The organism is Nitrosomonas sp., assembly GCF_024282095.1.
Lineage (GTDB): Bacteria > Pseudomonadota > Gammaproteobacteria > Burkholderiales > Nitrosomonadaceae > Nitrosomonas.
Genome location: NZ_JAMWZS010000001.1, coordinates 59,380 through 83,890, shown reverse-complemented (window position 1 = coordinate 83,890; position 24,511 = coordinate 59,380). Strand labels below are relative to the sequence as shown.

Annotated in this window: 30 protein-coding genes; 18 read left to right on the top strand and 12 right to left on the bottom strand. The window is 48.6% G+C overall.

Annotated elements, in window-relative coordinates:
- Positions 1 to 93 precede the first annotated feature (93 nt).
- From grxD to tadA, 7 genes are all read right to left on the bottom strand, one after another.
- Complete coding sequence (gene grxD / locus Q0K92_RS00385) at positions 94 to 402, bottom strand: Grx4 family monothiol glutaredoxin (RefSeq protein ID WP_110340351.1); 309 nt, start codon at positions 400 to 402, stop codon at positions 94 to 96.
- 95 nt (positions 403 to 497) lie between these two features.
- Positions 498 to 1,349: a peptide chain release factor N(5)-glutamine methyltransferase gene (gene prmC / locus Q0K92_RS00380; protein WP_366083831.1), complete on the bottom strand. Its 852-nt coding sequence runs from the start codon at positions 1,347 to 1,349 to the stop codon at positions 498 to 500.
- A 29-nt stretch (positions 1,350 to 1,378) separates the two neighbouring features.
- Positions 1,379 to 2,458, bottom strand: coding sequence for a peptide chain release factor 1 (gene prfA / locus Q0K92_RS00375; RefSeq protein ID WP_297323816.1), 1,080 nt, complete (start codon positions 2,456 to 2,458; stop codon positions 1,379 to 1,381).
- Positions 2,455 to 3,708 carry a glutamyl-tRNA reductase gene (gene hemA / locus Q0K92_RS00370; RefSeq protein ID WP_297323815.1) on the bottom strand — a complete coding sequence of 418 codons (1,254 nt, stop codon included), beginning with the start codon at positions 3,706 to 3,708 and terminating at the stop codon, positions 2,455 to 2,457. The genes prfA and hemA overlap by 4 nt, the downstream gene beginning before the upstream one ends.
- Positions 3,709 to 3,844: 136 nt before the next feature.
- Positions 3,845 to 4,342: a CreA family protein gene (locus tag Q0K92_RS00365; protein WP_297323814.1), complete on the bottom strand. Its 498-nt coding sequence runs from the start codon at positions 4,340 to 4,342 to the stop codon at positions 3,845 to 3,847.
- Positions 4,343 to 4,426: 84 nt separating this feature from the next.
- Positions 4,427 to 4,906 carry a L,D-transpeptidase gene (locus Q0K92_RS00360; protein WP_297323813.1) on the bottom strand — a complete coding sequence of 160 codons (480 nt, stop codon included), beginning with the start codon at positions 4,904 to 4,906 and terminating at the stop codon, positions 4,427 to 4,429.
- 7 nt (positions 4,907 to 4,913) lie between these two features.
- Positions 4,914 to 5,381: a tRNA adenosine(34) deaminase TadA gene (gene tadA / locus Q0K92_RS00355; RefSeq protein ID WP_297323812.1), complete on the bottom strand. Its 468-nt coding sequence runs from the start codon at positions 5,379 to 5,381 to the stop codon at positions 4,914 to 4,916.
- Positions 5,382 to 5,567: 186 nt separating this feature from the next.
- Here tadA and prmB point away from each other — a divergent pair, with 186 nt between their 5' ends.
- Complete coding sequence (gene prmB, locus Q0K92_RS00350; protein WP_297323811.1) at positions 5,568 to 6,470, top strand: 50S ribosomal protein L3 N(5)-glutamine methyltransferase; 903 nt, start codon at positions 5,568 to 5,570, stop codon at positions 6,468 to 6,470.
- Between the two features lie 41 nt (positions 6,471 to 6,511).
- Here the strand turns inward: prmB and Q0K92_RS00345 are convergent, their stop codons facing one another.
- Together Q0K92_RS00345 and Q0K92_RS00340 are read right to left on the bottom strand one after the other, a co-directional pair.
- Positions 6,512 to 6,886, bottom strand: coding sequence for a DoxX family protein (locus Q0K92_RS00345; protein WP_297323810.1), 375 nt, complete (start codon positions 6,884 to 6,886; stop codon positions 6,512 to 6,514).
- Positions 6,887 to 6,925: 39 nt separating this feature from the next.
- Positions 6,926 to 7,792 (bottom strand): pirin family protein, encoded by an 867-nt coding sequence (locus Q0K92_RS00340; RefSeq protein WP_297323809.1) that lies wholly within the window; start codon positions 7,790 to 7,792, stop codon positions 6,926 to 6,928.
- A gap of 126 nt (positions 7,793 to 7,918) precedes the next feature.
- On the opposite strand from Q0K92_RS00340, the gene Q0K92_RS00335 reads away from it, so the two are divergent.
- On the top strand, positions 7,919 to 8,848 hold the full coding sequence (locus Q0K92_RS00335) for a LysR family transcriptional regulator (RefSeq protein WP_297323808.1): 930 nt from the start codon (positions 7,919 to 7,921) through the stop codon (positions 8,846 to 8,848).
- 23 nt (positions 8,849 to 8,871) lie between these two features.
- On the opposite strand, the gene Q0K92_RS00330 is transcribed toward Q0K92_RS00335, so the two are convergent.
- A complete protein-coding gene (locus Q0K92_RS00330) occupies positions 8,872 to 9,324 on the bottom strand; it encodes a TIR domain-containing protein (protein ID WP_297323807.1) in 453 nt (150 codons plus the stop codon).
- A gap of 668 nt (positions 9,325 to 9,992) precedes the next feature.
- On the opposite strand from Q0K92_RS00330, the gene thiS reads away from it, so the two are divergent.
- The 10 genes from thiS to Q0K92_RS00280 all read left to right on the top strand — a co-directional run bounded on the left by thiS (position 9,993) and on the right by Q0K92_RS00280 (position 16,385).
- Complete coding sequence (thiS, locus tag Q0K92_RS00325) at positions 9,993 to 10,196, top strand: sulfur carrier protein ThiS (RefSeq protein ID WP_297323806.1); 204 nt, start codon at positions 9,993 to 9,995, stop codon at positions 10,194 to 10,196.
- Between the two features lie 44 nt (positions 10,197 to 10,240).
- Positions 10,241 to 11,065, top strand: a complete 825-nt coding sequence (locus Q0K92_RS00320) for a thiazole synthase (protein WP_297323805.1) — start codon at positions 10,241 to 10,243, stop codon at positions 11,063 to 11,065.
- A 33-nt stretch (positions 11,066 to 11,098) separates the two neighbouring features.
- Positions 11,099 to 11,764, top strand: coding sequence for a tRNA (guanosine(46)-N7)-methyltransferase TrmB (gene trmB, locus Q0K92_RS00315; RefSeq protein ID WP_297323804.1), 666 nt, complete (start codon positions 11,099 to 11,101; stop codon positions 11,762 to 11,764).
- Positions 11,765 to 11,881: 117 nt separating this feature from the next.
- Positions 11,882 to 13,138, top strand: a complete 1,257-nt coding sequence (locus Q0K92_RS00310; protein ID WP_297323803.1) for an RNA polymerase sigma factor — start codon at positions 11,882 to 11,884, stop codon at positions 13,136 to 13,138.
- A 68-nt stretch (positions 13,139 to 13,206) separates the two neighbouring features.
- On the top strand, positions 13,207 to 13,581 hold the full coding sequence (locus Q0K92_RS00305; RefSeq protein WP_297323802.1) for a YciI family protein: 375 nt from the start codon (positions 13,207 to 13,209) through the stop codon (positions 13,579 to 13,581).
- Positions 13,582 to 13,625: 44 nt separating this feature from the next.
- Positions 13,626 to 13,976: a YciI family protein gene (locus Q0K92_RS00300; RefSeq protein ID WP_297323801.1), complete on the top strand. Its 351-nt coding sequence runs from the start codon at positions 13,626 to 13,628 to the stop codon at positions 13,974 to 13,976.
- A gap of 293 nt (positions 13,977 to 14,269) precedes the next feature.
- The gene (locus Q0K92_RS00295; RefSeq protein ID WP_297323800.1) at positions 14,270 to 14,686 is read left to right on the top strand and encodes a YciI family protein; all 417 of its coding nucleotides are present in this window, start codon (positions 14,270 to 14,272) and stop codon (positions 14,684 to 14,686) included.
- Between the two features lie 53 nt (positions 14,687 to 14,739).
- A complete protein-coding gene (locus tag Q0K92_RS00290) occupies positions 14,740 to 15,201 on the top strand; it encodes a VOC family protein (RefSeq protein ID WP_297323799.1) in 462 nt (153 codons plus the stop codon).
- A 42-nt stretch (positions 15,202 to 15,243) separates the two neighbouring features.
- Positions 15,244 to 15,843 carry a DUF1579 domain-containing protein gene (locus tag Q0K92_RS00285; protein ID WP_297323798.1) on the top strand — a complete coding sequence of 200 codons (600 nt, stop codon included), beginning with the start codon at positions 15,244 to 15,246 and terminating at the stop codon, positions 15,841 to 15,843.
- A gap of 71 nt (positions 15,844 to 15,914) precedes the next feature.
- Entirely contained in the window at positions 15,915 to 16,385 is a 471-nt protein-coding gene (locus Q0K92_RS00280) for a VOC family protein (RefSeq protein ID WP_297323797.1), read from the top strand.
- A 150-nt stretch (positions 16,386 to 16,535) separates the two neighbouring features.
- On the opposite strand, the gene Q0K92_RS00275 is transcribed toward Q0K92_RS00280, so the two are convergent.
- The gene (locus Q0K92_RS00275; protein WP_297323796.1) at positions 16,536 to 17,171 is read right to left on the bottom strand and encodes a CHRD domain-containing protein; all 636 of its coding nucleotides are present in this window, start codon (positions 17,169 to 17,171) and stop codon (positions 16,536 to 16,538) included.
- A 479-nt stretch (positions 17,172 to 17,650) separates the two neighbouring features.
- Between Q0K92_RS00275 and Q0K92_RS00270 the strand changes: the two genes are divergently transcribed.
- The 6 genes from Q0K92_RS00270 (at position 17,651) to Q0K92_RS00245 (ending at position 23,898) form a co-directional block, all read left to right on the top strand.
- Positions 17,651 to 18,172, top strand: coding sequence for a DUF3617 domain-containing protein (locus tag Q0K92_RS00270; protein ID WP_297323795.1), 522 nt, complete (start codon positions 17,651 to 17,653; stop codon positions 18,170 to 18,172).
- A 93-nt stretch (positions 18,173 to 18,265) separates the two neighbouring features.
- Positions 18,266 to 19,558, top strand: coding sequence for a porin (locus Q0K92_RS00265; protein ID WP_297323794.1), 1,293 nt, complete (start codon positions 18,266 to 18,268; stop codon positions 19,556 to 19,558).
- 264 nt (positions 19,559 to 19,822) lie between these two features.
- Positions 19,823 to 20,326 carry a BCAM0308 family protein gene (locus Q0K92_RS00260; protein WP_297323793.1) on the top strand — a complete coding sequence of 168 codons (504 nt, stop codon included), beginning with the start codon at positions 19,823 to 19,825 and terminating at the stop codon, positions 20,324 to 20,326.
- A gap of 46 nt (positions 20,327 to 20,372) precedes the next feature.
- Positions 20,373 to 20,822, top strand: a complete 450-nt coding sequence (locus tag Q0K92_RS00255; RefSeq protein ID WP_297323792.1) for a CBS domain-containing protein — start codon at positions 20,373 to 20,375, stop codon at positions 20,820 to 20,822.
- A gap of 171 nt (positions 20,823 to 20,993) precedes the next feature.
- Complete coding sequence (gene lon, locus Q0K92_RS00250; RefSeq protein WP_297323791.1) at positions 20,994 to 23,369, top strand: endopeptidase La; 2,376 nt, start codon at positions 20,994 to 20,996, stop codon at positions 23,367 to 23,369.
- 154 nt (positions 23,370 to 23,523) lie between these two features.
- Positions 23,524 to 23,898 carry a hypothetical protein gene (locus tag Q0K92_RS00245; protein ID WP_297323790.1) on the top strand — a complete coding sequence of 125 codons (375 nt, stop codon included), beginning with the start codon at positions 23,524 to 23,526 and terminating at the stop codon, positions 23,896 to 23,898.
- Positions 23,899 to 24,128: 230 nt separating this feature from the next.
- Here Q0K92_RS00245 and Q0K92_RS00240 read toward each other — a convergent pair whose 3' ends face one another.
- Positions 24,129 to 24,428: a calcium-binding protein gene (locus Q0K92_RS00240; RefSeq protein ID WP_297323789.1), complete on the bottom strand. Its 300-nt coding sequence runs from the start codon at positions 24,426 to 24,428 to the stop codon at positions 24,129 to 24,131.
- Positions 24,429 to 24,511: the final 83 nt, after the last annotated feature.

The window sequence follows — 24,511 nt, the reverse complement described above, 5'->3', positions numbered from 1 at the left end:
TTATTACAAATAAACTGCGCTTTCTCGCCTGTTTTTGCCTGGTATCGGCTGCCTCGAAAACGTTTTTCAGCCTGTTAAATTATGTAATCGAAATCAGTTTTCAAATAATTTCTGCAGTTCCCCGCTCTGGTACATTTCAGTAACAATATCCGAGCCACCGATAAATTCACCGTTGACATATAGCTGAGGAATCGTTGGCCAGTTTGAATAATCCTTAATGCCTTGCCTGATTTCCGGATCTGCCAGTACATCAACCGCATAAATACTATCAACACCACACGCTTTAAGAATATTCACCGCATTTGCAGAAAATCCACACTGAGGCTGCTCCAATGAGCCTTTCATATAGAGAACTACTGGATGGGTGGTAATTTGTTGTGCGATTAAATCTTCAACATTCATAGTGCTCATTTCTCCAAGAGGTTATTCCTAAAAAGTTTTTTGTATTTGTACAAAAACAGTGTCATTAAATTCCATGCCCAAAACACATTGTCCGCCTATGTTGAAGCATCCATCTGACCGCCACTTACGCGCATTATGCCAGCCAAATCCGGATAGGAACAAATATTACTAAAATCCATATTCTGTAACAATTGCCTGCATTCATCGGCCTGATTATAACCGTGTTCCAGCAATAACCATCCGCTGTCCACAAGATACTTAGGTGCAACTTCGATAATATGTCGGATACACGCCACACCATTGCTACCTGCAGCTAAAGCAATCTGTGGTTCAAAACGCAGGTCACCTTGCCGCAGGTGAGGATCATTTTCTGCCACATACGGCGGATTCGATACAATCAGATCAAATTTCTGCGCCGAAAGTTCATCAAACCAGCTTCCCATGACCCAGCTAAGATTGTCCACTTGCAAATTTTTGGCATTCCACCGAGAAACAGCGAGCGCATCCGCCGATACATCAACTGCAATGACTTGCGCCTGAGGGCGATGCTTGGCCAGGGTAATCGCAATCGCACCGCTTCCCGTTCCCAAATCGAGCACTTTGAGAGGTTGGTCAACAGGTATCCGCTCCAATGCCAATTCAACCAGCAATTCAGTTTCAGGACGGGGAATTAAAACCGCTTCGGTAACCTTAAAAGTCAGGTCGTAAAATACACGTTCCCCTGTCAAATAGGCAACCGGTATACCATTAATCCGCCGCTTAACCAAGCGAAAAAAATCTTCAATCTGCTGTGGCACCAGCACTTGGTCCGGATAAGTCAGTAAAAAAGCATGGTCGACATTTAATACATGCTGTAACAACATGCGCGCATCTATTCTATCGATAGCGCGATAAGCTTCTGTTAATGCTTGTGTAATGGTAACGGCAACGAGTTGCATATCAATCATGCACTGTCACATCATCAACGTCATGTGAATTATTCTTGTACTGAAGCTGCCAGCAGTTCCGCCTGATGCTCAGCCACCAGCGCCGAGCACAACTCATCAATATCACCATCCATGATCTGATCCATTTTATAAAGTGTCAGATTGATGCGGTGATCCGTCACGCGCCCTTGAGGAAAATTATACGTGCGGATTCGCTCCGACCGTTCGCCGGTGCCTACGAGTAATTTTCTAGTCGCCGCTTGCTCTGCATGATGCGCGCGCATCTGTTTGTCGTGGATACGCGCCGCCAGTACGCTCAGCGCCTGTGCCTTGTTTTTATGTTGTGAGCGTCCATCCTGACATTCCACCACGATACCGGTTGGCAGATGGGTTACGCGTACTGCCGAATCAGTTTTGTTGATATGCTGACCGCCCGCGCCGGAAGCGCGAAATGTATCGATACGCAACTCAGAGGGATTCAGTATCACTTCGCTGACTTCATCCGCTTCGGGCATAACAGCCACGGTACAGGTTGATGTATGCACCCGCCCTTGCGTTTCAGTGACCGGCACACGTTGAACACGATGACCGCCCGATTCAAATTTAAGCCGGGAATAGGCGCCTTGGCCTATAATTTTAGCGATGATCTCCTTATAACCGCCAATATCGGACAAACTTTGTGAAATGATTTCAACCTGCCAGCCTCGCCTCTCCGCATAGCGCGAATACATCCGAAACAGATTACCCGCGAATAAGGCAGATTCATCCCCTCCGGTTCCCGCACGAATTTCCAGAAAAATATTGCGCTCATCATTAGGATCTTTCGGGAGTAACTGTTTTTGTATTTCTGATGCAATTCTTACCAGTTTTTCTTTGCCAGACTGTATCTCGGTTTCGGCAAAAGCGCGCATTTCCAGATCAGCATGCATTTCCCGTGCAGTCTGCATATCCTGTTCGCTTTGCTGATAGGCGCGATAGAGTTCAACAATGGGAACGATCTCAGCGTGCTCACGTGTGAGCTTGCGATAATTATCGAGGTCTGCGGTCGCAGTTTGGCTGCTCAGTAATTGATTTAATTCTTCCAAACGCACACTCAAACGAGTGAGCCGCTCCGTGATATTTTTGTTCATTGCGGGCGATGCAATTGGTACAGTCGATTGATCAGCTCGACTAATTCCTCACGTTCATCCGCCGCTGCGTGATTCAATGCACTCGAAGGCACATGCAAGAATTTATTGGTCAGACTATTACTCATTGCTTCAATAACTTTTTTCGGATCTTCGCCCTTCTCCAGCAGTTTGTGTGCACGGGCTAGTTCGTGCCGGCGATAGCGTTCGCCCTGATCACGTAATGCACGGATGGTTGGAACCATCTCCCGCGTTGACATCCAACGCATGAAATCCACCACGTTTGAATCAATGATCGTTTCAGCTTGGGCGACTGCATTCTGACGCGAATCCAATCCTTCTTTCACGATGTCAGATAAATCATCAACATAGTAGAGAAACACATCATCCAGCTCCGCCACTTCAGATTCAACATCGCGCGGCACGGCCAAATCGACAATGAATAGTGGGCGATGCTTACGGATCTTGATGGCACGCTCTACCATGCCTTTACCCAGAATCGGTAACGGACTTGCCGTACAAGTCACAATGATATCGTGTAATGCCAACTGTTCCGGCAAATCACTCAGTGTAATGGCTTGTGCATTGAAGCGATTGGCCAAGGCTTCCGCACGCTCCGTGGTACGGTTCGCCACGGTAATTTTCTTTGGATTACGGGCGGCAAAGTGATTGGCGCATAACTCAATCATTTCCCCTGCCCCGATAAACAGCACACGCTGCTCGCCAATATCGCCAAAAATCCGCTCGGCCAAGCGTGCAGCGGCGGCGGCCATTGACACCGAATTAGCACCGATCTCGGTTGAGGTACGCACTTCCTTGGCCACGTAAAATGTGCGTTGAAACAGCTTGTGCAGCAACAAACCCAGCGTACCGGCATGTTCTGCAGATTTCACGGCGCTTTTTAGCTGCCCCAGTATTTGCGGTTCGCCCAGCACCATGGAATCCAATCCGCTGGCAACCCGGAATGCATGCTTCACGGCTTTCTCACGCGGTAATTTGTATAAATAAGGATCCAGTTCACGCGTCGGCAGATGGTGAAAATCTGCCAGCCACATCATGGCGTCTTCGGGCTTATCAGTACAGCAGTACACTTCCGTGCGATTACAAGTGGACACGATCGCAGCTTCTTTGATGGGGTTGCGTCCAACCAGATCATGCAATGCGTGTTCCATTGTATTTTCAGGAAAAGTAATCTGCTCACGCACGTCCAGCGGCGCAGTATTATGGTTGATACCAAAGGCAAATAACTGCATGGAGGATAATATTAGTCAAATTAATCAATTGGTAAAAATAGCCTGTTATTATAGTATTAGCGACTGTTAAATACCATCAATGAAAATAATTTATTTTTCCTATATTTATACTGGGTTGGTATAGGAGATCATCCTATTAATGCCATGGCGTAATCGGAATAATTGAAATGCTGTTTTTAGGCGATCCTTCAATAACCCTGTCGCTATACGCCAAATACACCAGCACATTTCTCTTGGCATCATAAAATCGCACCACCTGCAGTGATTTGAACAGCAGTGATGTGCTTTTCTTAAAAACTTCATTACCATCTTCTTTGCCGTTCTTCACATTTTCCGGTAGTGAAATGGCACCAATCTGACGACAAGCAATGGAAGCATCCGAAGTATCTTCAGCCACACCCACCATTCCTTTAACACCGCCTGTTTTTGCCCGACTTAAATAGCATGTCGCCCCTGGAATTTCAGGGTCGTCAAATGCTTCAACGACAATTTTATCATTCGCTCCCAATACCTTAAACACCGTTGAAACACTACCGATTTCCTCTGCCAACAGTATGCCGGGCGAGGATAAAATTAACGCCAATACAAAATAAATCAATCCGCTCTGTTTGTTAATTCTTGTTTGAAACTTCATCGTTTTCTCCCACTATTCATTACTAAAGTTGCTCATTTTCCATCAATCCGACAGTGCTGTGTAATATTTTTACTTGGAAGTATATTAGGCTTTAATCTCAACATGAGTTCCGACTCTTACCAAATCGAACAGTTCCAACAAATTGTTATTGTGCATACGGATGCATCCGATTGAACCCGGCTTACCCATTTCCGCACTGTCCGGGCTGCCATGAATATAAATGTAGCGGCGCATCGTGTCGACCGAGCCCAATCGATTAAAGCCTCGCTCGCAACCCGACAACCATAAAATGCGCGTCAAAATCCAATCCCTTTTCGGATATTGCTGACCTAGCTGCGGACTATAAATTTCACCGGTTGGTCGCCGCTTGATAAAAACGGTATTCACTGCCTGTCCAGCGCCAATCTTGGCACGAATGATGTGCTTTCCCAACGGCGTACAAAAACTCCCTTTTTCCTGACCAGTGCCTTTTTTTGCCGATGAAATCAAATATCGTTTGATGATTTCTCCTTGCTCATTCAATACATCAAGCTGTTGGGTAGCAATGCTAATGGTTATTTTCATCATCACCTTATCCGGCTATTTTGCGTCTTTGCACAAAAAACTGTTTTAATAGCGCGCTTGCCTCACATGCCATGACGCCTGCGGTTACTTGTACATGATGGTTAAGCCGCGCCTCTGACGGCAGATCAATGACGCTACCGCAAGCGCCGGTTTTCGGATCCGTCGCGGCATACACCAGACGCTGGATACGCGCATGAAACATAGCGCCAATGCACATGGCACAAGGCTCCAATGTCACATAGAGCGTACACCCCAGCAACCGGTAATTCGCCAGACGACTGCCGGCATCGCGTATCGCCATCACCTCGGCATGCGCGGTAGGATCGGTAGTAGTAATCGAGCAATTATATCCCCGCCCGACAATAATTCCATTCTGCACAATCACGGCGCCCACCGGCACTTCACCGTTATCTTGCGCCTGACGCGCCAACTCTAACGCGATGCGCATAAAGTTGCCATCGTCATCCGCGTTCACTTTCGATCGGGTCTCGTTCAAAATAATAGACTAAAAAGAATTCATCAAATATCCGGAGATACTTTCATCACCGGATTTTTATGCTACATTGCTGCGAATCGGTCATCAGGCATCTTTGCAAACCGCCATTCTTAACCATTTTTAGCAGGCTGTTAATATTAACACTCTATTTCTTTCAATCTTCTAATGACCACTCAAGACTCGCCTCAACTGCTCACTATCCGGGATTTCTTACGCTTCGCTGTCAGCCGGTTCAATCAAGCCGGCCTGCATTTTGGCCATGGTTCATCGAATGCTTATGATGAAGCTGCGTATCTTATTCTGAAAACCCTCCACTTACCACTGGATCAATTGGAGCCATTCCTGGATGCGCGCTTGATTGATAGCGAACGTGGCCAGGTATTGGACATCATCGACCGCCGCGCCAAGGACAAAATACCTGCGGCTTATCTTACCCATGAGGCGTGGCTGGGAGATTACAGTTTCTATGTGGATGAACGCGTGATCATACCCCGCTCCTTCATTGCCGAATTGCTGCAAACACAACTTGCACCCTGGATCACCGAACCGGATTACATCACTACGGCGCTGGATCTATGTACCGGATCGGGTTGTCTGGCCATCCTGATGGCGCACGCTTTTGAGAACGCACAGATGGATGCCGTCGATATTTCCGCTCAGGCGCTGGCCGTGGCGCATAAGAATGTACAAGATTACGGGCTGAAAGAGAGGATTGACCTGATCGAATCCGATCTGTTCTCAGCCTTGCAAGGAAAGCACTACGATCTGATCATCAGCAATCCGCCGTATGTCAATGCCGAATCCATGGAACGATTGCCGCAGGAGTACCAGCATGAACCGCAGAACGCACTGGCCAGCGGCGCGGATGGACTGGATGCCACCCGCCAAATCCTGCAGCAAGCTGCTCGGCACTTAACCGACGATGGCATCCTGGTGGTTGAGATTGGCCATAACCGGGCAGCGTTAGAGCGAGCCTACCCCAAATTACCGTTTACCTGGCTGGAAACCAGCGCCGGAGATGAATTTGTTTTTCTATTGCAGCGCGAGCAGTTACCGCACGATGAATAGGTCGTTAACTGAAACCTTCCACATAATCACTAGCTCACCTTCTAAGCACGGCGGTTGTCAATGCTGTACCCTCCTGCCCCGTAAACAGCCAACAACATAAGCCCGCCGGTTATCGCAATATTTTTCATGAACAGGATGACTTGCATCTGATCCGAGAAATTATTGTGAAAAATTGCCGCTGCAACGAGCGTGAATATGGCCAATGCGATCGCTGCCAGCTTCGCTTGCCATCCAACGATGATTGCCATGCCGCCGCCTACTTCCACCAGTATGACCAGCGGCAATAACATACCCGGTAGCCCCACCGATTCCATGTAACCTTGCGTGCCTTCATAACCGCCTATCTTTTGCAATCCGGCGATTAGAAAAATGTGACCGAGCATGATTCGTGCGATGAGTTGCGTTATTTTTTCCATTAAAATCTCCTGATTAATTGATGTTTTGTTATTCGTCTTTCAGTGATCACGCTTGACCCAGGCGCGATTGCGCACAAAATCATTGGATTGATAATCGCGCACCGCCTGATCGATCTGCTCCCGGGTATTCATCACAAACGGGCCATAACGCACGATGGCTTCATCGATCGGCTTACCGCTCGCAACTACCATGCGCGCGCCGTCAGAGCCTGCGATGAAATCGAGCGTGTTATCTTCCGCATCCGGAATTACCAATGAGTGAGTCGATATACTTTCTCCATGATTCCTTCCCCCACCCTCAAACACATAAATAAAACTGCGGCTCCCGGCCGGAAATGTATGGTGAAACCGTTTGCCGGGTTTGACAGTCACATCGAGATAAATCACCTCGGTAAGATTATCCACGATGGGCGCTGTTGCATTGCCTATGCTGCCGATCAACACTTTCATCGAGTAATCAGACGTTTCTACCACTGGAAAAGCATCCGCAGAAAATTCCTGATATTCCGGATGATCCATTTTGTGCGCTGCGGGCAAATTGATCCACAATTGAAATCCGCGCATCAAGCCATTGTCCTGCTTCGGCATTTCGGAATGAATAATACCGCTCGCGGCCTTCATCCACTGCGCAGAACCAGGACCCAAATCGCCGCTGTTGCCCATGCTGTCCTGATGTTCCATATGACCATCGATCATATAGGTAAATGTGCTGAAGCCCCGATGCGGATGAGCCGGAAAACCCGCAATATAATCATTCGGATTATCGCTGCTGATATGATCCAATAACAAAAACGGATCATAATTACGCAATGTAGGCGAACCAATCGTGCGGTACACCGTGACACCGGCGCCTTCCGGTACCGCTATTGCGGGAATTAATCGTGACGAGTTAACGAATGCATCCATCATTTTCTCCTTTCCATAAAATTGTTATGTCGTAGCTGCTGGAAGTATTATCATTGTTGTGATAATAAGAATAAACAGCAGTTATGAGAAATAGTTGTTCTTGTATAAGCAACAATGGAGTCGCTAATGGATCGCTATGAAAACATGAATGCGTTTGTGCGCGTGGTTGAAGCCGGCAGCATCAGCGCCGCGGCGGATCGCATGAATATGGCAAAATCTGTCGTCAGCCGGCGCTTAAAAGAATTGGAAGAGCACCTCGGTGTTGAATTATTTCATCGCACCACCCGGCAAATGAATTTGACCGACAGCGGGCGCACCTTTTATCAACAATGCGTCCGTATCCTCGACGATATTCTCGAAGCCGAACATGCCACCTCACAATTTCATGGCGCATTAAAAGGCAGCCTGAAAGTAGCCGTGCCGCTCAGCTTTGGTCTGATGCATCTGGGTCCTGCCATCCACGAATTTTTACAAATTCATCCAGACGTTGAATTCGACCTGGATTTTAATGACCGCCAGGTCGATCTGCTGGCAGAAGGATTTGATTTGGCCATCCGCATCGCCAATCTGCCGGATTCCAGCCTGATTGCCCGCCGTCTTGCCCCCATCCAAGCCGTCATGTGCGCCAACCCGGCTTACCTCGAACGCATGGGCACGCCACAATCACCGCAAGAACTCAGCAACCATCGCTGCCTGGCGTATAACCTGATCAGTAACTTTGAAAACTGGGATTTGTACGATGCCAAAGAACAATTGGTCAGAACGAAAATTGTTCCCTATTTGAAAGCCAGCGATGGCCAATTCCTCCGCGATGCCGCCGTGGCTGGATTGGGTATCGTGTTGTTGCCAACATTTATCGTGTACCAGGAAATAGACAATGGCACATTGCAACCACTATTGACGGAATTTCACGCTGCACCACTGACAACCTATGCCATCTACCCGCAAACACGCCATCTCTCCCAGCGCGTCAGGGCATTTGTCGATTTTCTGGTGAAGCGGTTTGAAGGATCGCCTTATTGGGATTTGTGTTTACAAAACGTAAAGAATATCTGAAACAGTTCGTTGGGCTTTCTTCGTCAGCTCAATCTATGGGCTATAGCCTCAGCGTCGATCGTGTCTGCAAGACCAAGTTGTAGCCTATCGGCGAGAGCGCGAACCAGTTTGGCTACGCTGTCAGCAGAGTAGAGTTCTACGCCTTGATACTCCCGGGCCTGCGGAGGTGAGTCGGAGAAACGCAAGCCGCGAGCGAGGCATGGGAAGAACCCCAACTCGAGCGCATGTGCCGCCCCCATCTCGTAGTACATCCAGGGGCCGCGGATGCTCTCAGGCGTCAGTAGCGACAGTACCGCTTTCGAGTCTCGGAGATGCTTTACGATCCCTTCTGTCACCATGGCCTCGACCCGGTGATCTGGCCGTGACGTGCAGATGACTTCCACCGGACTAGAAAACGCCCTTTCAAGCCAATTCGCAAAGCTCAATGCGAGGTCAGCCTCATCGTGGGCGTGGCTCAGGAACAGCTTTGTGGCCATTGAGCGCTCTCCTTTTGCCCAACGTAATTATACGACATTCTTTGTCTTATAATTCCATAGCGATGTCGTATATTCTCTACCAGCATTTACTATCCTATTGTTATTGTTACTCAAAACTTAAAATAAGTAGACAACCTGTTAAACAAAAACGGCAATTCGCGAACTATAAAGTCAGTTTCAGGCACTATAATCCAAAAAATTAGGATTGCCAATGATCAATGTTGATTGATTCTAACAGCCAAGGAGTCTTTAAATAACTGTCATTTCGAGCATGGCGAGAAATCTATCGTGTTAATTCCAAAAGATTCCTCACTGTGTTCGGAATGACAAATGCGGGTAATCCAGAGATTCCCCAGGAGTCTGTCGGACTTAAGCAATCGTAGCAAGCCAAGTGGGAGGGTGAGTGCAGATTTTCTTGATTTTGAGGCGCATAGCTGGACTATGCAACGAGAAATCAAGAAAATATGAACCACTATCCCATTGACGCAGTAGATTAACCTTAAGTCCGACAGGCTCCTAGGTCATACATTGCTGCCATGACTATAACGACTTTGATTGACAGTTCAGTTAAATTATTCCAATACCCCACCCCCTGCATGATAAAATTCACCTTAATTTTTGATTGTTCATCAGGCTAACCTGAAATATCAACCCCAGCTTTATCATCCATGATACAACTCACCATTAATGGACAACCGCAGCAATTTGAAGCGCCGATCAACGTCTCGCAGCTGATCGACCATCTCGCATTGCACGGCAAACGCATCGCCATCGAACGCAATGGCGAGATCATCCCGCGCAGCCAATTCTCGCAACAAATTCTGAGTCATGGCGATCAGTTGGAAGTTGTTGTAGCAGTGGGCGGCGGTTAAATTCCACTTTCAGTAAATATACTTTGATACAAAAAAAGAATTTCATGGATAACTTAGTCATCGCCGGTAAAACCTATGCATCGCGTTTATTGGTCGGCACAGGCAAATACAAAGATTTCAACGAAACCCGTGCAGCCGTTGAAGCCAGTGGTGCTGAAATCATTACCGTCGCGATCCGGCGCACCAATATCGGGCAAAATGCTGATGAGCCGAATCTATTGGATGCTTTGCCGCCTTCGCAGTACACCTTATTACCCAATACCGCCGGTTGTTATACCGTAGAAGACGCGGTGCGCACCTTACGTCTGGCGCGTGAATTACTGGATGGTCACAGCTTGGTCAAACTGGAAGTGCTGGGCGATCCCAAAACACTTTACCCGAACATGGTGGAAACCCTCAAAGCTGCTGAAATCCTGATCAAGGAAGATTTTCAGGTGATGGTGTACACCTCGGACGATCCGATTATTGCCAAACAATTGGAAGACATGGGCTGCGTCGCCGTCATGCCGTTGGCTTCGTTGATTGGTTCCGGCATGGGCATTCTAAATCCATGGAATCTGCAGATCATCATCGACAATGCCAAAATCCCCGTGCTGGTTGATGCAGGCGTCGGTACGGCATCGGACGCCACCATTGCGATGGAATTGGGTTGCGACGGCGTATTGATGAATACCGCCATTGCCGCAGCAAAAAATCCTGTATTGATGGCATCAGCCATGCGCAAAGCGGTTGAAGCCGGACGCGAAGCCTATCTGGCCGGACGCATGGCGAAAAAATTATACAGCGCCAGCCCCAGTTCTCCAGTGGATGGCGTAATCGCCCGCTCAGATACGGTCACAGCCAAACCGGCAACCAACAAATCCGCCTGATCGTTTCATCCACCGCTGCCATCTTATTTATCCATGCAACAAACCATACGCAGTTTCGTTCTTCGTCAAGGGCGTATATCCAATGCGCAGCGTCGCGCCTGCGAAATATTGCTGCCGCAATATGGCATTCCATTCAGCCCAAGCCTGTTGGATCTTAATCAGGTTTTTGGCCGCGAAGCGCCTAAAATCCTGGAAATCGGCTTCGGCATGGGCGATAGCACCGCCACCATCGCCCAAACGCACCCTGACAATGACTATCTGGCGATTGAAGTCCATACACCGGGAGTCGGCAGTTTACTCAATCAGATCGAGAAACTTGCATTGACCAACCTGCGCATCATTCAACATGACGCCGTCGAAGTACTGCAACATATGCTGCCTGCCGAGTCTTTGAGCGGCATTCACATCTTTTTCCCCGATCCCTGGCCTAAAGCCCGGCACCACAAACGCCGCCTGATTCAACCTGCATTGGTTACCCGCTTGTGTGAACATTTAAAACCGGGCGGTTATATTCATGTGGCCACCGACTGGGAAGAATACGCCATACAAATTCTGCAAGTTCTGAGTCATGAATCCCGATTATCCAATACTGCCACTGACTATTCGCCACGACCGAAATACCGACCGCTGACCAAATTTGAACAAAGAGGGTTGAAGCTTGGACACGGCGTATGGGATTTACTCTTTTCAAAAAATTAACAGACCTGCTAAATGTAATCTCCAATCTCTCACGGTCCATGAGAACGGGTTCCATTAAAATTTTCCTGTGATACATTGAGGTTTTGGTTTTAATGATCACACGGACAGGTAATCAAGTTGGACGACAAATCTCCGCAAGACTTTGCCGCAATCCTGGAGCAGCTGTATCGCAACGAATTCAGGCGTGTGCTGGCGACACTCATACGCTTGCTGGGTGATTTCGATCAGGCTGAGGAAGCCCTGCATGACGCATTCAAGGCTGCGTTGGAGCAGTGGCCGCAACAAGGCATACCCGGTAATCCCCGCGCGTGGTTAGTGTCGGTCGGACGTTTCAAGGCCATCGATAAAATCCGGCGCGATGCCCGCTTTGATGCGCTCGGAGAAATTCCAGAAGATTACGAGGCCTTGACCGCAAACCCGGATGAAGCAAGTGATGAAAACCTGCAAGACGATCAATTGCGGTTGATTTTTACTTGCTGCCACCCGAGTTTGTCGCCGGAAGCGCAAATTGCCTTGACCTTGCGTGAAATTTGCGGCCTGACCACCGAAGAAATCGCGCGCGCGTTCCTGATAGCGCCCAAAACGGCCGCGCAGCGCATCGTACGCGCCAAAGCAAAAATCCGTGAGGCCCGCATACCCTATGAAGTCCCGCAGCCCGAGCAGCTTACCGAACGCCTGGACGCCGTTTTGCAAGTCATTTATTTGGTTTTCAATGAAGGTTACTCAGCCTCGTCCGGCACGGAATTAACGCGGCACGATCTCTCCGCCGAAGCGATCCGTCTCGGCCGGTTGTTAATGGAATTGCTGCCGGTGGAAGCGGAAATCCGCGGATTACTGGCACTCATGCTGCTGCAAGATTCGCGGCGTGCGGCACGCACCAGCGCGCAAGGCGATTTGATCCTGCTCGATGAGCAAGATCGCGCGCTGTGGCATCGTGATCAAATCGCTGAAGGCGTGATTTTGGTGAAGCAAGCGCTGAGCATGTCCGGCTTCGGTGCCTACACGCTGCAAGCGGCGATCGCAGCCGTCCACGCCGAGGCACCCAGCGCCGATGCCACGGATTGGCGGGAAATCGTCGCTTTGTATGATGTCTTGCTGCACATTTATCCGTCGCCGGTGGTCGCATTAAACCGCGCCGTTGCCATAGCGATGCGCGATGGACCTGACGCCGGATTAACGCAGATCGCAACACTCATCGCGCAAGGTCAGCTCAAGGATTATCATTGGATCTATGCTGCGCAGGCAGATTGTTATCGCAGGCTGGGTGAGACCGCACCGGCCATCAAGGCTTATCAGCAAGCACTACAGCTCGCACAACAAGAGCCCGAACGGCGTTTTCTGCAAAAAAGACTGGCTGAATTAAGAAATAAATAAATCCAGTGTCGATTTCAGGCCATCCCAATCGACTAATCAGATTTCTCATTCAATTCAAGGAACACGCCATGAAATATCTTTGCTTGATTTGCGCCGAAAAAGTAATGGAGCAAATGCCCAAAACCGAAGCAGACCGGCAATATGAAGAATACCGGGAGTTTACCGACAGCATTCGTGCAAGCGGGCATTTTGTCGACTGTAACCGGTTGCTGCCGCCATCGACCGCGATTACGATCCGGGTACGCAAAGGAAAAATTTCCAGCACGGACGGCCCGTTTGCGGAAACCAAAGAGCAGTTTGGCGGCTATTATGTCATTGAAGCACGCGATCTGAATGAAGCCATCCAGGTCGCAGCGAAAATACCCGGCGCATCGCGCGGCTGCGTGGAAATTCGGCCGGTCGCCAATGATCCGCAAACCTTGGATGTACTGGGTCTGGGTTGATATCACCCGCGTTCAAAAAATCATCTTATCAATCGGAGTCATCGATGAAATACCTATGTTTGGTTTATTGTGAAGAAAGCATGCTGGACGCCTTGCCGGATAGCGATTGTCTCACCTATGACGAAAGAATCCGCCAATCCGGGCATTGCCTGGCTTCAGAAGCGCTGCAACCGGTACATACCGCTACGACGGTCAGGGTGCGTAATGGCAAAGTCAACATCACCGATGGGCCGTTTGCCGAGACCAAAGAACAACTGGCGGGTTTTTATCTCATTGAAGCCCAACATCTGGACGAAGCCATCCAACTGGCTGCCCAAATTCCACCGGCGCAGGTCGGCAGCATCGAAGTCAGACCGATACGACCGATCCGGGAAATGGCGCAGCAAAGTAACTAGGAGTCTGTCGGACTTAAGGCCAATCTACTGCGCCAATGGGATAGTGGTTCATATTTCTTCTATTTTTCGTTGCATAGTCTCGCTATGCGCCTAAAAATCAAGAAAATCTGCACGCACTCTCCCACTTAGTTCGCTGCGATTGCTTAAGTCAGACAGACTCCTAGAAAATTTTTCTCTGATTGTCGATTTATCCGTTTCTTGTTCGACTAATGAATGAAATCTTACTGTCATACAAGATATCGATAATAAGATTGGGTTTATTTTCAATCCTCAAAGACTAAGGAAATAGCAACATGCGTTATATGATCATTGTTAAAGCCAATAAAGATTCCGAAGCCGGTGTCATGCCCAGTGAACAGCTCATCGCAGCAATGGCAAAATTCCATGAGGAATTGGCTGCCGCCGGCGCATTGCTGGACGCAACCGGTTTGCAAGCCAGTTCAAAAGGCTGGCGTATCCGGTACAGCGGCAATCAGCGCATTTTAGTCGATGGCCCGTTCACCGAAACAAAAGAGCTGATCGCCGGTTACACTTTGATTAAGGTGGCGTCGAAAGCCGAAGCCATTGAATGGAGTAAACGCTTTCCCAATCCTGTTGGTGAAGGCTGTGATGCTGAAATTGAAGTGCGGCAATTGTTTGAGCTGGATGATTTTGAGCCGGGTGATGCTGTTGAACGGTTTCGCGAATTGGATGCCGGCAAGCATGGCTAAGAATTCCTATCCATACATTTACTTATCCCATCATTCATTAAAGGAGAGTTTCTATGTCACAAGTAAAACCTGTTCCTGACGGTATGCATACCGTCACCCCGCACTTGATTTGTGCCGATGCCGCCAAGGCCATCGAATTTTACCAGCAGGCGTTCAACGCGACTGAAATGATGCGGCTTCCAGGCCCTAACGGCAAGCTTATGCACGCCTGTATCCGAATCGGCGATTCGCTGGTAATGCTGGTCGACGAGAATCCGCAATGGGGCTGTGTCGGACCGCTTGCATTAAAGGGCTCACCGGTGACGATTCATTTGCAGGTTGAAGATGTTGACGCGGTTTTTGCTCAGGCCGTCAAAGCCGGCGCAAAAGTCGCCATGTCCGTCGAGAATATGTTCTGGGGTGACCGCTACGGCAGAATCGAAGATCCATTCGGACACCAATGGTCGATTGCCACGCATGTTCGCGATGTCAGTGCTGACGAAATTCAGCAAGCGGCTAGCGCAGGTTGTGCTTGATTTAATTATTGCAGGTTTCAGTTCTTTTATAAGGAGAAAATAATGCGTTATCAAAATCTTATTCTTACACTTTCTTGTGCATTACTATTCACCTCCACTGTCATTGCAGATGACAAGCACGCACATAAGCCGATGGATATGCAGGAAATGATGGCAATTTACGAAAAACTGGCCACGCCTGGAGAACCTCACAAGCTATTGGCAAGCCTCGCAGGTAGCTGGACGACCAAGACTAAAGAATGGATGGCCCCCCAGAAACCACCTGTAGAGTCAACCGGTTCCTCTGATGGGAAAATATTATTAGACGGACGTTTCCTGCAACAGGAAAACAGCGGCAGCATGCACGGAAAGCCTTACGCAGGCGTTTGGACAATTGGGTATGACAATCTTCTCAAACAATATGTTTCGACATGGATCGCTACGATGGGTACGGGCATTTTTATGATGGATGGCACAGCCAGTGATGATGGCAAGACCATTACCTTCATCGGGCAACATGCTGAAGTAGGCGGAGGACACATGACGCATCGCGCCATCTGGAAGATTGTGGATAATAATACTCAGGAGTTTGTGATGTATGGCACTCATCATGGTGGCAAGGAAATGAAGATGCTGGAAACCACTTATACAAGGAAACAATGAGTTAGAGTGCTCGATTAGCCGCACTCAAACAAATAGGTGCGGTTTTAACATTTTTGGTGAGGTATAACATTATGCAAAAGATTACCCCTTGTTTATGGTTCGATCACCAAGCCGAAGAAGCGGCCAATTTTTACACGGAAATTTTTAACAACGCCAGCATCAAGAAGATTTCCCGGTATGGAAAAGCAGGTTTTGAGTTTCACGGTCAGCCGGAAGGTTCCGTCATGACGGTGGAATTTGAATTGAATGGGCAAACATTTACCGCGCTCAATGGTGGGCCGACGTTTAAATTCAACGAAGCCATATCGTTTCAGGTATTCTGCAAAACACAAGACGAAGTAGATTATTATTGGAACAGGCTTTCCGAAGGTGGTGACGAGCAAGCGCAGCAATGCGGCTGGTTGAAAGATAAATTCGGTGTTTCTTGGCAAATTGTCCCTGAGGTCTTAGGCGAATTACTCGGCAGTCCTGATTCTGAAAAATCCCAAAAAACGATGCAGGCCATGCTGCAAATGAAAAAAATCGATATTACTAAGCTATGAAACAGCAATGCTTGTCAGCGCCACACGCTTAGTTAAAAACAGATGCAAGTGCAATCCATATGTTGAGCCGCCGCTTTCAAATCTTGTTCAATGAATCACCCCGCCGCAAGCGGCGGGGAATTAAAAAAGTGCGTACAAAATACACAGCATTTAACGTACTGGCGTTGCTGTCGTCAGAACAAAAGTGCCGTTAGTGAAATTGAGCACCGCATCATAAGTTTGTGCCCCCTCTACCCCAGGTACGAGAACATTCGAGAGTGTGAGTGTGGAATTCTGGAACACAGGACCTGCACTCGCTCCGTTCGGAATTAACTGTGCTCTAATCTCACCAGCGCCAAAAAGAGTACTGTGCACGTTGTAATACGTCCGGCCCGCTATCAAGTCAGCTTCAACTGCAGAGACTTGCTCAGCTGTGAGTGTTATCGAACCTGATACATTGCCTGAGTTTGTCAGGGGCAAATCAGGAAGCGAAACAGCAATACCAGCCGAAGTACCCACTTCTGCAGGCCCATGAATATGATTATTACCTGCGGCGTGCGTTCGAGGTACGGCACCATCTACCAGTTTCCAGTTAATATTGTACGTTAACACCTTGGTATTGCTGTCGTAGAACGCTGTTATCCTGCCATACCCGTTCGAATTCGGAGCGGGTGCAGGGGTGGGCAAAGTGACCGCCTCTTGACTCGCTGTCAATGGCATTTCGATAAATGAAAAAACTTCGGCCATAGCGACCCCCGAAAAACTTAACCCAGCGATTGCAGTCGCCAATAAAGTAGTCTTTTTCATACTAAAACCCTCCATAAATAAATTGATATACCCTGTACTACCACCTTCAACTTATTCCAGCTTTAGCAGGCTGTTAATGCTCCGATACATATTCGTAAAATTCAAACTTAGTCTTGCAAGGACAGAGTAGCTCGTCTGTACATAAATGTATAAAGCATCCCATTCCTGTAAGTTATATTACATGATTCGTTATCTATCGTTGTGGAAAAATTCACCGGTAGTTTTAATCGTGTGATGGACAATAAACAACAGAAGATCTCCGGTATATCCGCTAAACTTACACACATCCAATCGTTCTAACAGGCCGTAGAAAAATGTTTTTGAGGCAGCCGAGCCAGGCAAAAACAGGCGACAAAGTGCAGCTTACGCGTAATTGATGAGCATTTTGAGCCTGTTTTTAACACCGTTGCGGCAACGCGGATAGTTTTTCAACAGCCTGTTAATACGGACGACTTCATTGTTCAATGGCAGGAAATTCAATGCGTACACTTTTTGTTTCGATCATATTCAGCCTGATATTCATCACCTCCAGTTTTGCACACCAGCACATCCGGCCCGGGTTATGGGAAATCACGACCAAATCAGATTTGCTGGCGTTGGTACCGCATATTCCCGCTGAACACATGCAACAATTGAATAACTTCGCCAATCGCTATGGCCTCAAATTGCCAAAAATCGACAATGGCGCAGCCACTTCACACCTATGTATCACGCCGGAAATGGCACAACAGGAAATCCCTACTTATTTTTATGAAAATCGTTCCGGCTGTACCGTGCAAAATGCCACGCGCACTGGCAACAGCTACAAAATGGATCTGGTATGCACAAACCAACATTTCCAGGGCACTGGATCCGCACACGGTACATTTGCCAGTCCCGAAAGCTTCTCTGGCAGCACCGAATTCGACAGCACCGTAAGCGGTAATCCGATCTTTGCAACGGCTGAAACTGTTGGCCGCTGGGTGGGTGAACGCTGTGTCGCAGTTAATCCATTGCAATAGCGACAACGCCATGCATTCGTCTCAAGAAGTTACTATATAATTTGACACGTTTTATTCGTCAGGTGATAGCACGTGTCAGCGAGCAGATGAAGCATGGAAAGCATAATAAAACTTTGTGGTATCGTGATGCTGATCAACCTAAGCACTGCGTCATGCTACGCATTCAATATCACCTATCAAGGCGGCCCCAGGATCAAGAGTGATGATGGCAATTTTGAGATAGGACTCAACGGCCGCGGACATTTCGATGGGCACGTATTGTACCCGGATCAGGCCGACCCCAATTATCCGCCATTCGGCAGTCAACTGCTAAGTGGCAATGATCGCGATGGATTTAATTGGCGCAGAACCTATGCGACGGTAACCGGGAAAATTCACAGCATCAATTTTAAGTTTGAAAACGACTTTGCCGTGAATGCCATCAGCCCATTCCCCCACAGCCTGCGCGAAGCCTGGGTATCCACCAAACTAGGCCCGGGTCAACTGACACTCGGACAATTCAAGCCCTATCGCGGCTTGGAAGAAATAACCAGTTCCAATGAAATTACTCTGATGGAACGCCCGTCGACTTCATCGACCGGAATCTATAGCGGACGGCAATTCTTAACCGGCATCGGTTATCGATCCATGGTCAGAGATAATCTTGGCGTAGGCATTCATGTCATGAGTCTTTCTCATTTTGGTTTGCCGGTTGAAGGCGTCACGTATGGCGGTCGCGCTGTTTGGCTGCCAATCGATAAAGAAGGCAACATTCTTCATCTTGGATTCTCTATCAGCAGAGACACCACCCATAAAGATTCATTGTCCGCCAGGATAGTCGACATTTATGGCGGACGTCAGGGCGTCACACAATCCTTGGGCGTCGCGGGAACAGGCTTGGGTGCACCGCATAGCAATAGTCAATCGACTTTTTCTGCGGAAGCCGCCTACGCTATCGGTCCGCTCACGCTGCAAGGAGAATATGCACTGTCGCGGTTGGATAATACGCATCAAGTCAGCGGCAACTTAAGGAATTCCACCATTCATGCATATTATGTGCAGGCAAGTTGGTTTGTAACAGGAGAACATGCCGTCTATAGAAAAGATCGCGGCGCTTTTGGCAAACCCCAACCCAGCGGTAAATGGGGTGCACTGGAATTTGCCGGGCGCTATGATCTTGCTGAAAATATCGATCAAAATCTCATTGCAAATCCCTGTGGAACGGGTACTTCAAAATGCCAGGTTCAGGTCATCACACTCGGTGTCAACTGGTACCCTTATCCGGGTGTCCGTTTTATGCTGAACTATTACCTGTCGCAAGCCCAGATGGGCCATACCGGCTTGGGCACACCAGGACGGAACGATAATCTGTCAGCAATTTCCGTTCGCACACAAATAAGCTTCTGATTAATAAAATACCACGGCTCTACCGTGAGACCTTCAAAGACTGGGTGCGGCAACAATCGCCACAACGTTCTCGCCCAACTACAAACTCATTCCAAAACGGTACAGAATAAGACGTAAGAATTTGCCAAGCGTGCTTGACAAAATTGTTAAAGCGCGCAAGATTTAATGGGAGTTGAGAATTTTCAATCGTCAATTGAATACACCCAAGCGAATGAATATGGTTTCTATCAACAAATGAACGCCTTGTACTAAAGGAGATTTGTTATGGGTACAAAAAGCACACCCCCTGGTTTTCGTCAGATTACCCGTCGAGATGGTATTTTTCAGGAGCAAGTACACGATACTTACAAAATTAAAGGCAAACTTCTGGAACCGACAATTTGTCCAGAGTGCAACGCAGTATTTCATCACGGACGGTGGCAGTGGTTGAAGGCACCCGCTGATGCACATCAACACAATTGCCCAGCTTGCCAACGCATTCTCGATCACAATCCGGCCGGGTTTTTGACCTTAGAGGGTGACTTTTTGTATGTTCATCACGATGAAATCATCAATCTGATACATAACATAGAGACAAAAGAAAAAACCGAACATCCATTGAAGCGAATCATGGCGATGGAAGAAGAAAATAACACAATGTTGATAACAACCACCGATATTCATCTTGCACGTGGTATCGGTGAAGCTATCCATGATGCCTATCAAGGCAATCTGGAATTTCATTATAATCCGGCAGAAAACCTGTTGCGCGCACATTGGTCACATTAGGCCATGAATTCAGCTGGTTTTTTGTACAAAAATAAAGGAGAAGATTATGACTGTCGGTGAAATTTGCAATCGTGAAGTAATCGTGATTCAACGGGATGCAACCGTTCTGGAAGCAGCCAAGCTGATGCGTCAGTATCATGTGGGCGCTGTCATCGTTGTCGACAAGCATAATGATCGTCAAATACCGGTAGGCATTGTGACTGACCGCGATCTTGTGGTGGAAGTTTTGGCGACGGAATTGGATGAAACCGTCATCACCGTCGGTGACATCATGACGCCGGAAGTATTCACAGTAAAAGAAAGCGCCTCAACGCATGATGCGATTGAGTTGATGCGCCGCAAGACCAGCCGGCGCTTACCGGTCGTGGATGAAACCGGTGAACTGGTCGGTATACTGACTCTCGATGATGCATTACAAATAGTATCCGAAGAACTGCTTGATCTCGCCAAATTGGTGAGGTATGAACAGAAAAAGGAAATACGGCATCGCCCATAATGGGGGTTAATTCCAGGCAACCGGGAAACTTCAGTGAGATGGGGTTTCCGGGTTCACTAAGCGGGCGCGCTAAATAATATCGAAGGGTTTCACTTGAATTTCTAGCTAAGCACTCAAATATTCCATAAGAATATTAAAACCAGCTGTTAAATTCCTGGAGGAAGAGTTGCTATGGAACAATCTGCCACAACCCAATTTGAGTTGCCTGCTGATGTCATCGCATTGGTACCCATGCGTAACGTTGTGCTTTTTCCTCATGTATTAATGCCTATCACGGTTGGTCGAGTCAAGTCGATCGCCACCATTGAGCATGCACTGCAATCCAAAACACCCATCGGCATTGTTTTGCAGAAGGATGCCACCGTCGACAATCCGGGATTTGACACATTGTGCAGCATCGGCACGATCGCCAATGTCGTGCGCCACATTGCATCGGAAGACGGCACGCATCATGCCGTATGCCAAGGGATGGAGCGTTTTCAGATTGAAGAGATCATCGAAGGCTATCCATTCATTGCCGCGCGGATAAAACGCATCAAGGAATCGACGCATATCGCAACGCAAACGGAAGCACTGACATTGCAGCTACGCGAGCGCGCGATCGAAATTCTGTCGTTATTGCCGGGCGTACCGGCAGAACTTGCGCACGCATTGCAAGCGACGCGCACACCATCACACTTGGCCGACATCACTGCCAGCCTGCTCGACACCGAAATCAGTGAAAAACAAATGCTGCTTGAAACCATTGATATCGAAGAACGGTTGCAGAAGGTGCTGCAGATTCTGACTCGCCGCATTGAAGTGTTAAGGCTATCGCAGGAAATCGGTGAACGCACCAAAGAACAAATGGAAGATCGCGAACGTAAGTATTTATTACGCGAACAGCTAAAAGCGATCCAAAAAGAGCTGGGTGAAGACGGTGAAGATGATCAGGAAATTGCGCAATTGGACCAAGCAATTACCGATGCCGGCATGCCCAGCGACATCGAAACACAAGCGCGTAAGGAATTACAACGGTTGCAGCGCATGCCGAGCGCTTCAAGCGAATACTCGATGCTGCATACTTATCTGGAATGGATGACCGAATTGCCATGGCGCTTGCCTGAAGAAACACCGATCGACCTGAATGCCGCGCGTCAAATCCTGGAAGCCGATCACTTTGGGCTGGAGCGCATCAAGCAGCGCATTATCGAGTTTCTCGCCGTACAAAAATTGAAACCCCAAGGCCGCGCACCTATTTTGTGTTTTGTCGGGCCGCCGGGCGTGGGCAAGACTTCATTGGGCCAAAGCATCGCGCGTGCCTTGCAGCGGCCATTTGTCCGCGTGTCATTAGGCGGCGTGCACGATGAAGCTGAAATGCGCGGCCATCGCCGCACCTATGTCGGCGCCATGCCGGGCAATATCGTGCAAAGTTTGCGCAAGGCTGGGGCGCGCAACTGCGTCATGATGCTCGATGAAATCGACAAAATGACCGCCAGCATACAGGGCGATCCGTCTGCTGCGCTGCTGGAAATTCTTGATCCGGAGCAGAATTCGACTTTCCGCGATAATTATCTGGGGGTGCCGTTTGACTTGAGCCGGGTGATTTTCATTGCCACCGCGAATGTCATCGACAACGTACCGCCACCGGTGCGAGATCGCATGGAAATTATTGATTTACCCGGCTATACGCAAGAGGAAAAACTGCAAATTGCGCTGCGGTATCTGGTACAGCGCCAGAGCGAAGCGAATGGTTTGCGTGAAGATCAGTGCACGCTGACACCCGCAGCACTGGTCAGTATTATTGCGGATTACACCCGGGAAGCCGGCGTTCGTCAGTTCGAACGGGAAATCGGCCGGGTAATGCGGCACGCGGCCTTGCGCATTGCGGAAGACGAACAGCAACAGGTGCATATTGATGAAGCAGCACTGGATACCATTTTAGGTGCGAAGAAATTTGAGCATGAGTTGGCGCTGCATACGGATTTACCCGGGGTCGCTACGGGTCTGGCCTGGACACCGGTGGGTGGCGACATTCTGTTTATTGAAGCCACGCGGGTCAACGGCTCCGGGCGACTGATTCTGACGGGACAACTGGGCGATGTCATGAAAGAAAGTGCACAAGCGGCACTTACCTTGATCAAGGCGCGCGCCAGCGATCTCAATATTCCGGTGTCGCTGTTTGATGGCATTGATGTGCACCTGCATGTTCCGGCAGGCGCCATTCCAAAAGATGGACCGAGCGCAGGTGTTGCGATGTTCATCGCACTCGCCTCGTTGTTCACCAATCGACCGGTGCGCCACGATGTTGCCATGACCGGAGAAATCAGTCTGCGCGGATTGGTATTGCCGGTAGGCGGTATCAAGGAAAAGATATTGGCGGCACAGCGCGCCGGACTGCAAACGGTTTTGCTGCCCGCGCGCAACCAAAAGGATCTGCGTGACGTACCCGAGGCAACGCGAACGGCCATGCAATTTATTTTATTGGAAACCGCGGATGATGCCATTCAAGCTGCATTAAACAGTGCCGGCACACAATCTTCAGTGCCGGCATTTAAGCTGGTGTAAGCGTCTGCAATGCAGCGGCAATTTGCCGCATTGTAATTTCACTTTTACCAAGCTACAGTGAATTATTGGAAGCAAGTCGATGCGCTTTTGTTATATTCTTGTCATATATCCTTGCTATCCTGGAACTATTACCGTACGTGAGGAGTGAATTCACATGAGACAGTCCGAAACTCAAATCAGCCTTGATGCCGGCAGCAGTCATTCCAGTAGTAGCAATGAAAAAAATAGCGCCTGGTTTTATGAAGCCGGCCAGCTCAGGCGTGCAAAAATGCATGCAGCGCACCTCATTGAATCATTGGATGGCAAAAAAATGTTACCCCCTTCCCTGCACCGCCTACTGGAAGCAAGCCTTATTCTGGAAACCACCAATACAAAAATTCTTGCTGCTTACCTACAGCAATCACCGGCCATTATTCGCAATGAATTTCAAAGGATTTGCGCCATTCTCGGACCTACCGAGGAACTTCAGAAGGCTTCTCATATAAAAACCCCATCCATTACTAAAGCGTTTGCTTGGTCAGAAAAATGATTGGCTCGCTCACCTTCTTCTTTTGATAAATCACATCAACCTGCGTTGCCGCTACGGTGTTAAAAACAGGCTCGAAATACTCATTTATCACGCGTAAGCTACGCCTTATCGCCTATTTTGCCTGGCATCGGCTGCCTCAGAAACGACTTCCAACAGCTTATTAAATTCGGCCACGGCACTTGAAGAATTCGCGCACTTGCATGAAACGCAAATGCGGAGGGGAACAACGACTATAACCAGAAGGCCGTAATCAGCGGATCCAGGGTTGATTCATAAGCCGGTGGCAGTGTGGCCTGCCCGATGTCAGGCGGTGTAAAACCAGCCATTGCAGTCACCAGATTCTCGACTTTGCTATCTTGCAGTGTCAGACCATCGGTCGTTCTGCATTGCTCGACATGATAAGCCGAACCCAAGTACCAATCCTTGATCACCAGTCTGTCAGCGGTACCAATCACACCGACCTCCAGGTTATTGCCGATATGTTGGAACCAGATTTGATTCGCGTTGATACCCGACAGAAATTGTGCCATGTCGGCGTTGCCCGCAGTAGTATCATTCTCGACTACGGTTTCACCACCGTAACCGCGCCCTAGGATGTAAATGTCATTACCCT

Excerpts from the sequence above, each read along its gene's own strand:
- grxD (WP_110340351.1), bottom strand. The coding sequence starts at position 402 with ATGAATGTTGAAGATTTAATCGCACAACAAATTACCACCCATCCAGTA.
- prmC (WP_366083831.1), bottom strand. The coding sequence starts at position 1,349 with ATGATTGATATGCAACTCGTTGCCGTTACCATTACACAAGCATTAACA.
- prfA (WP_297323816.1), bottom strand. The coding sequence starts at position 2,458 with ATGAACAAAAATATCACGGAGCGGCTCACTCGTTTGAGTGTGCGTTTG.
- hemA (WP_297323815.1), bottom strand. The coding sequence starts at position 3,708 with ATGCAGTTATTTGCCTTTGGTATCAACCATAATACTGCGCCGCTGGAC.
- Q0K92_RS00365 (WP_297323814.1), bottom strand. The coding sequence starts at position 4,342 with ATGAAGTTTCAAACAAGAATTAACAAACAGAGCGGATTGATTTATTTT.
- Q0K92_RS00360 (WP_297323813.1), bottom strand. The coding sequence starts at position 4,906 with ATGAAAATAACCATTAGCATTGCTACCCAACAGCTTGATGTATTGAAT.
- prmB (WP_297323811.1), top strand. The coding sequence starts at position 5,568 with ATGACCACTCAAGACTCGCCTCAACTGCTCACTATCCGGGATTTCTTA.
- Q0K92_RS00345 (WP_297323810.1), bottom strand. The coding sequence starts at position 6,886 with ATGGAAAAAATAACGCAACTCATCGCACGAATCATGCTCGGTCACATT.
- Q0K92_RS00340 (WP_297323809.1), bottom strand. The coding sequence starts at position 7,792 with ATGGATGCATTCGTTAACTCGTCACGATTAATTCCCGCAATAGCGGTA.
- Q0K92_RS00335 (WP_297323808.1), top strand. The coding sequence starts at position 7,919 with ATGGATCGCTATGAAAACATGAATGCGTTTGTGCGCGTGGTTGAAGCC.
- Q0K92_RS00330 (WP_297323807.1), bottom strand. The coding sequence starts at position 9,324 with ATGGCCACAAAGCTGTTCCTGAGCCACGCCCACGATGAGGCTGACCTC.
- thiS (WP_297323806.1), top strand. The coding sequence starts at position 9,993 with ATGATACAACTCACCATTAATGGACAACCGCAGCAATTTGAAGCGCCG.
- Q0K92_RS00320 (WP_297323805.1), top strand. The coding sequence starts at position 10,241 with ATGGATAACTTAGTCATCGCCGGTAAAACCTATGCATCGCGTTTATTG.
- trmB (WP_297323804.1), top strand. The coding sequence starts at position 11,099 with ATGCAACAAACCATACGCAGTTTCGTTCTTCGTCAAGGGCGTATATCC.
- Q0K92_RS00305 (WP_297323802.1), top strand. The coding sequence starts at position 13,207 with ATGAAATATCTTTGCTTGATTTGCGCCGAAAAAGTAATGGAGCAAATG.
- Q0K92_RS00300 (WP_297323801.1), top strand. The coding sequence starts at position 13,626 with ATGAAATACCTATGTTTGGTTTATTGTGAAGAAAGCATGCTGGACGCC.
- Q0K92_RS00295 (WP_297323800.1), top strand. The coding sequence starts at position 14,270 with ATGCGTTATATGATCATTGTTAAAGCCAATAAAGATTCCGAAGCCGGT.
- Q0K92_RS00290 (WP_297323799.1), top strand. The coding sequence starts at position 14,740 with ATGTCACAAGTAAAACCTGTTCCTGACGGTATGCATACCGTCACCCCG.
- Q0K92_RS00285 (WP_297323798.1), top strand. The coding sequence starts at position 15,244 with ATGCGTTATCAAAATCTTATTCTTACACTTTCTTGTGCATTACTATTC.
- Q0K92_RS00280 (WP_297323797.1), top strand. The coding sequence starts at position 15,915 with ATGCAAAAGATTACCCCTTGTTTATGGTTCGATCACCAAGCCGAAGAA.
- Q0K92_RS00275 (WP_297323796.1), bottom strand. The coding sequence starts at position 17,171 with ATGAAAAAGACTACTTTATTGGCGACTGCAATCGCTGGGTTAAGTTTT.
- Q0K92_RS00270 (WP_297323795.1), top strand. The coding sequence starts at position 17,651 with ATGCGTACACTTTTTGTTTCGATCATATTCAGCCTGATATTCATCACC.
- Q0K92_RS00265 (WP_297323794.1), top strand. The coding sequence starts at position 18,266 with ATGGAAAGCATAATAAAACTTTGTGGTATCGTGATGCTGATCAACCTA.
- Q0K92_RS00260 (WP_297323793.1), top strand. The coding sequence starts at position 19,823 with ATGGGTACAAAAAGCACACCCCCTGGTTTTCGTCAGATTACCCGTCGA.
- Q0K92_RS00255 (WP_297323792.1), top strand. The coding sequence starts at position 20,373 with ATGACTGTCGGTGAAATTTGCAATCGTGAAGTAATCGTGATTCAACGG.
- lon (WP_297323791.1), top strand. The coding sequence starts at position 20,994 with ATGGAACAATCTGCCACAACCCAATTTGAGTTGCCTGCTGATGTCATC.
- Q0K92_RS00245 (WP_297323790.1), top strand. The coding sequence starts at position 23,524 with ATGAGACAGTCCGAAACTCAAATCAGCCTTGATGCCGGCAGCAGTCAT.
- Q0K92_RS00240 (WP_297323789.1), bottom strand. The coding sequence starts at position 24,428 with ATGGCACAATTTCTGTCGGGTATCAACGCGAATCAAATCTGGTTCCAA.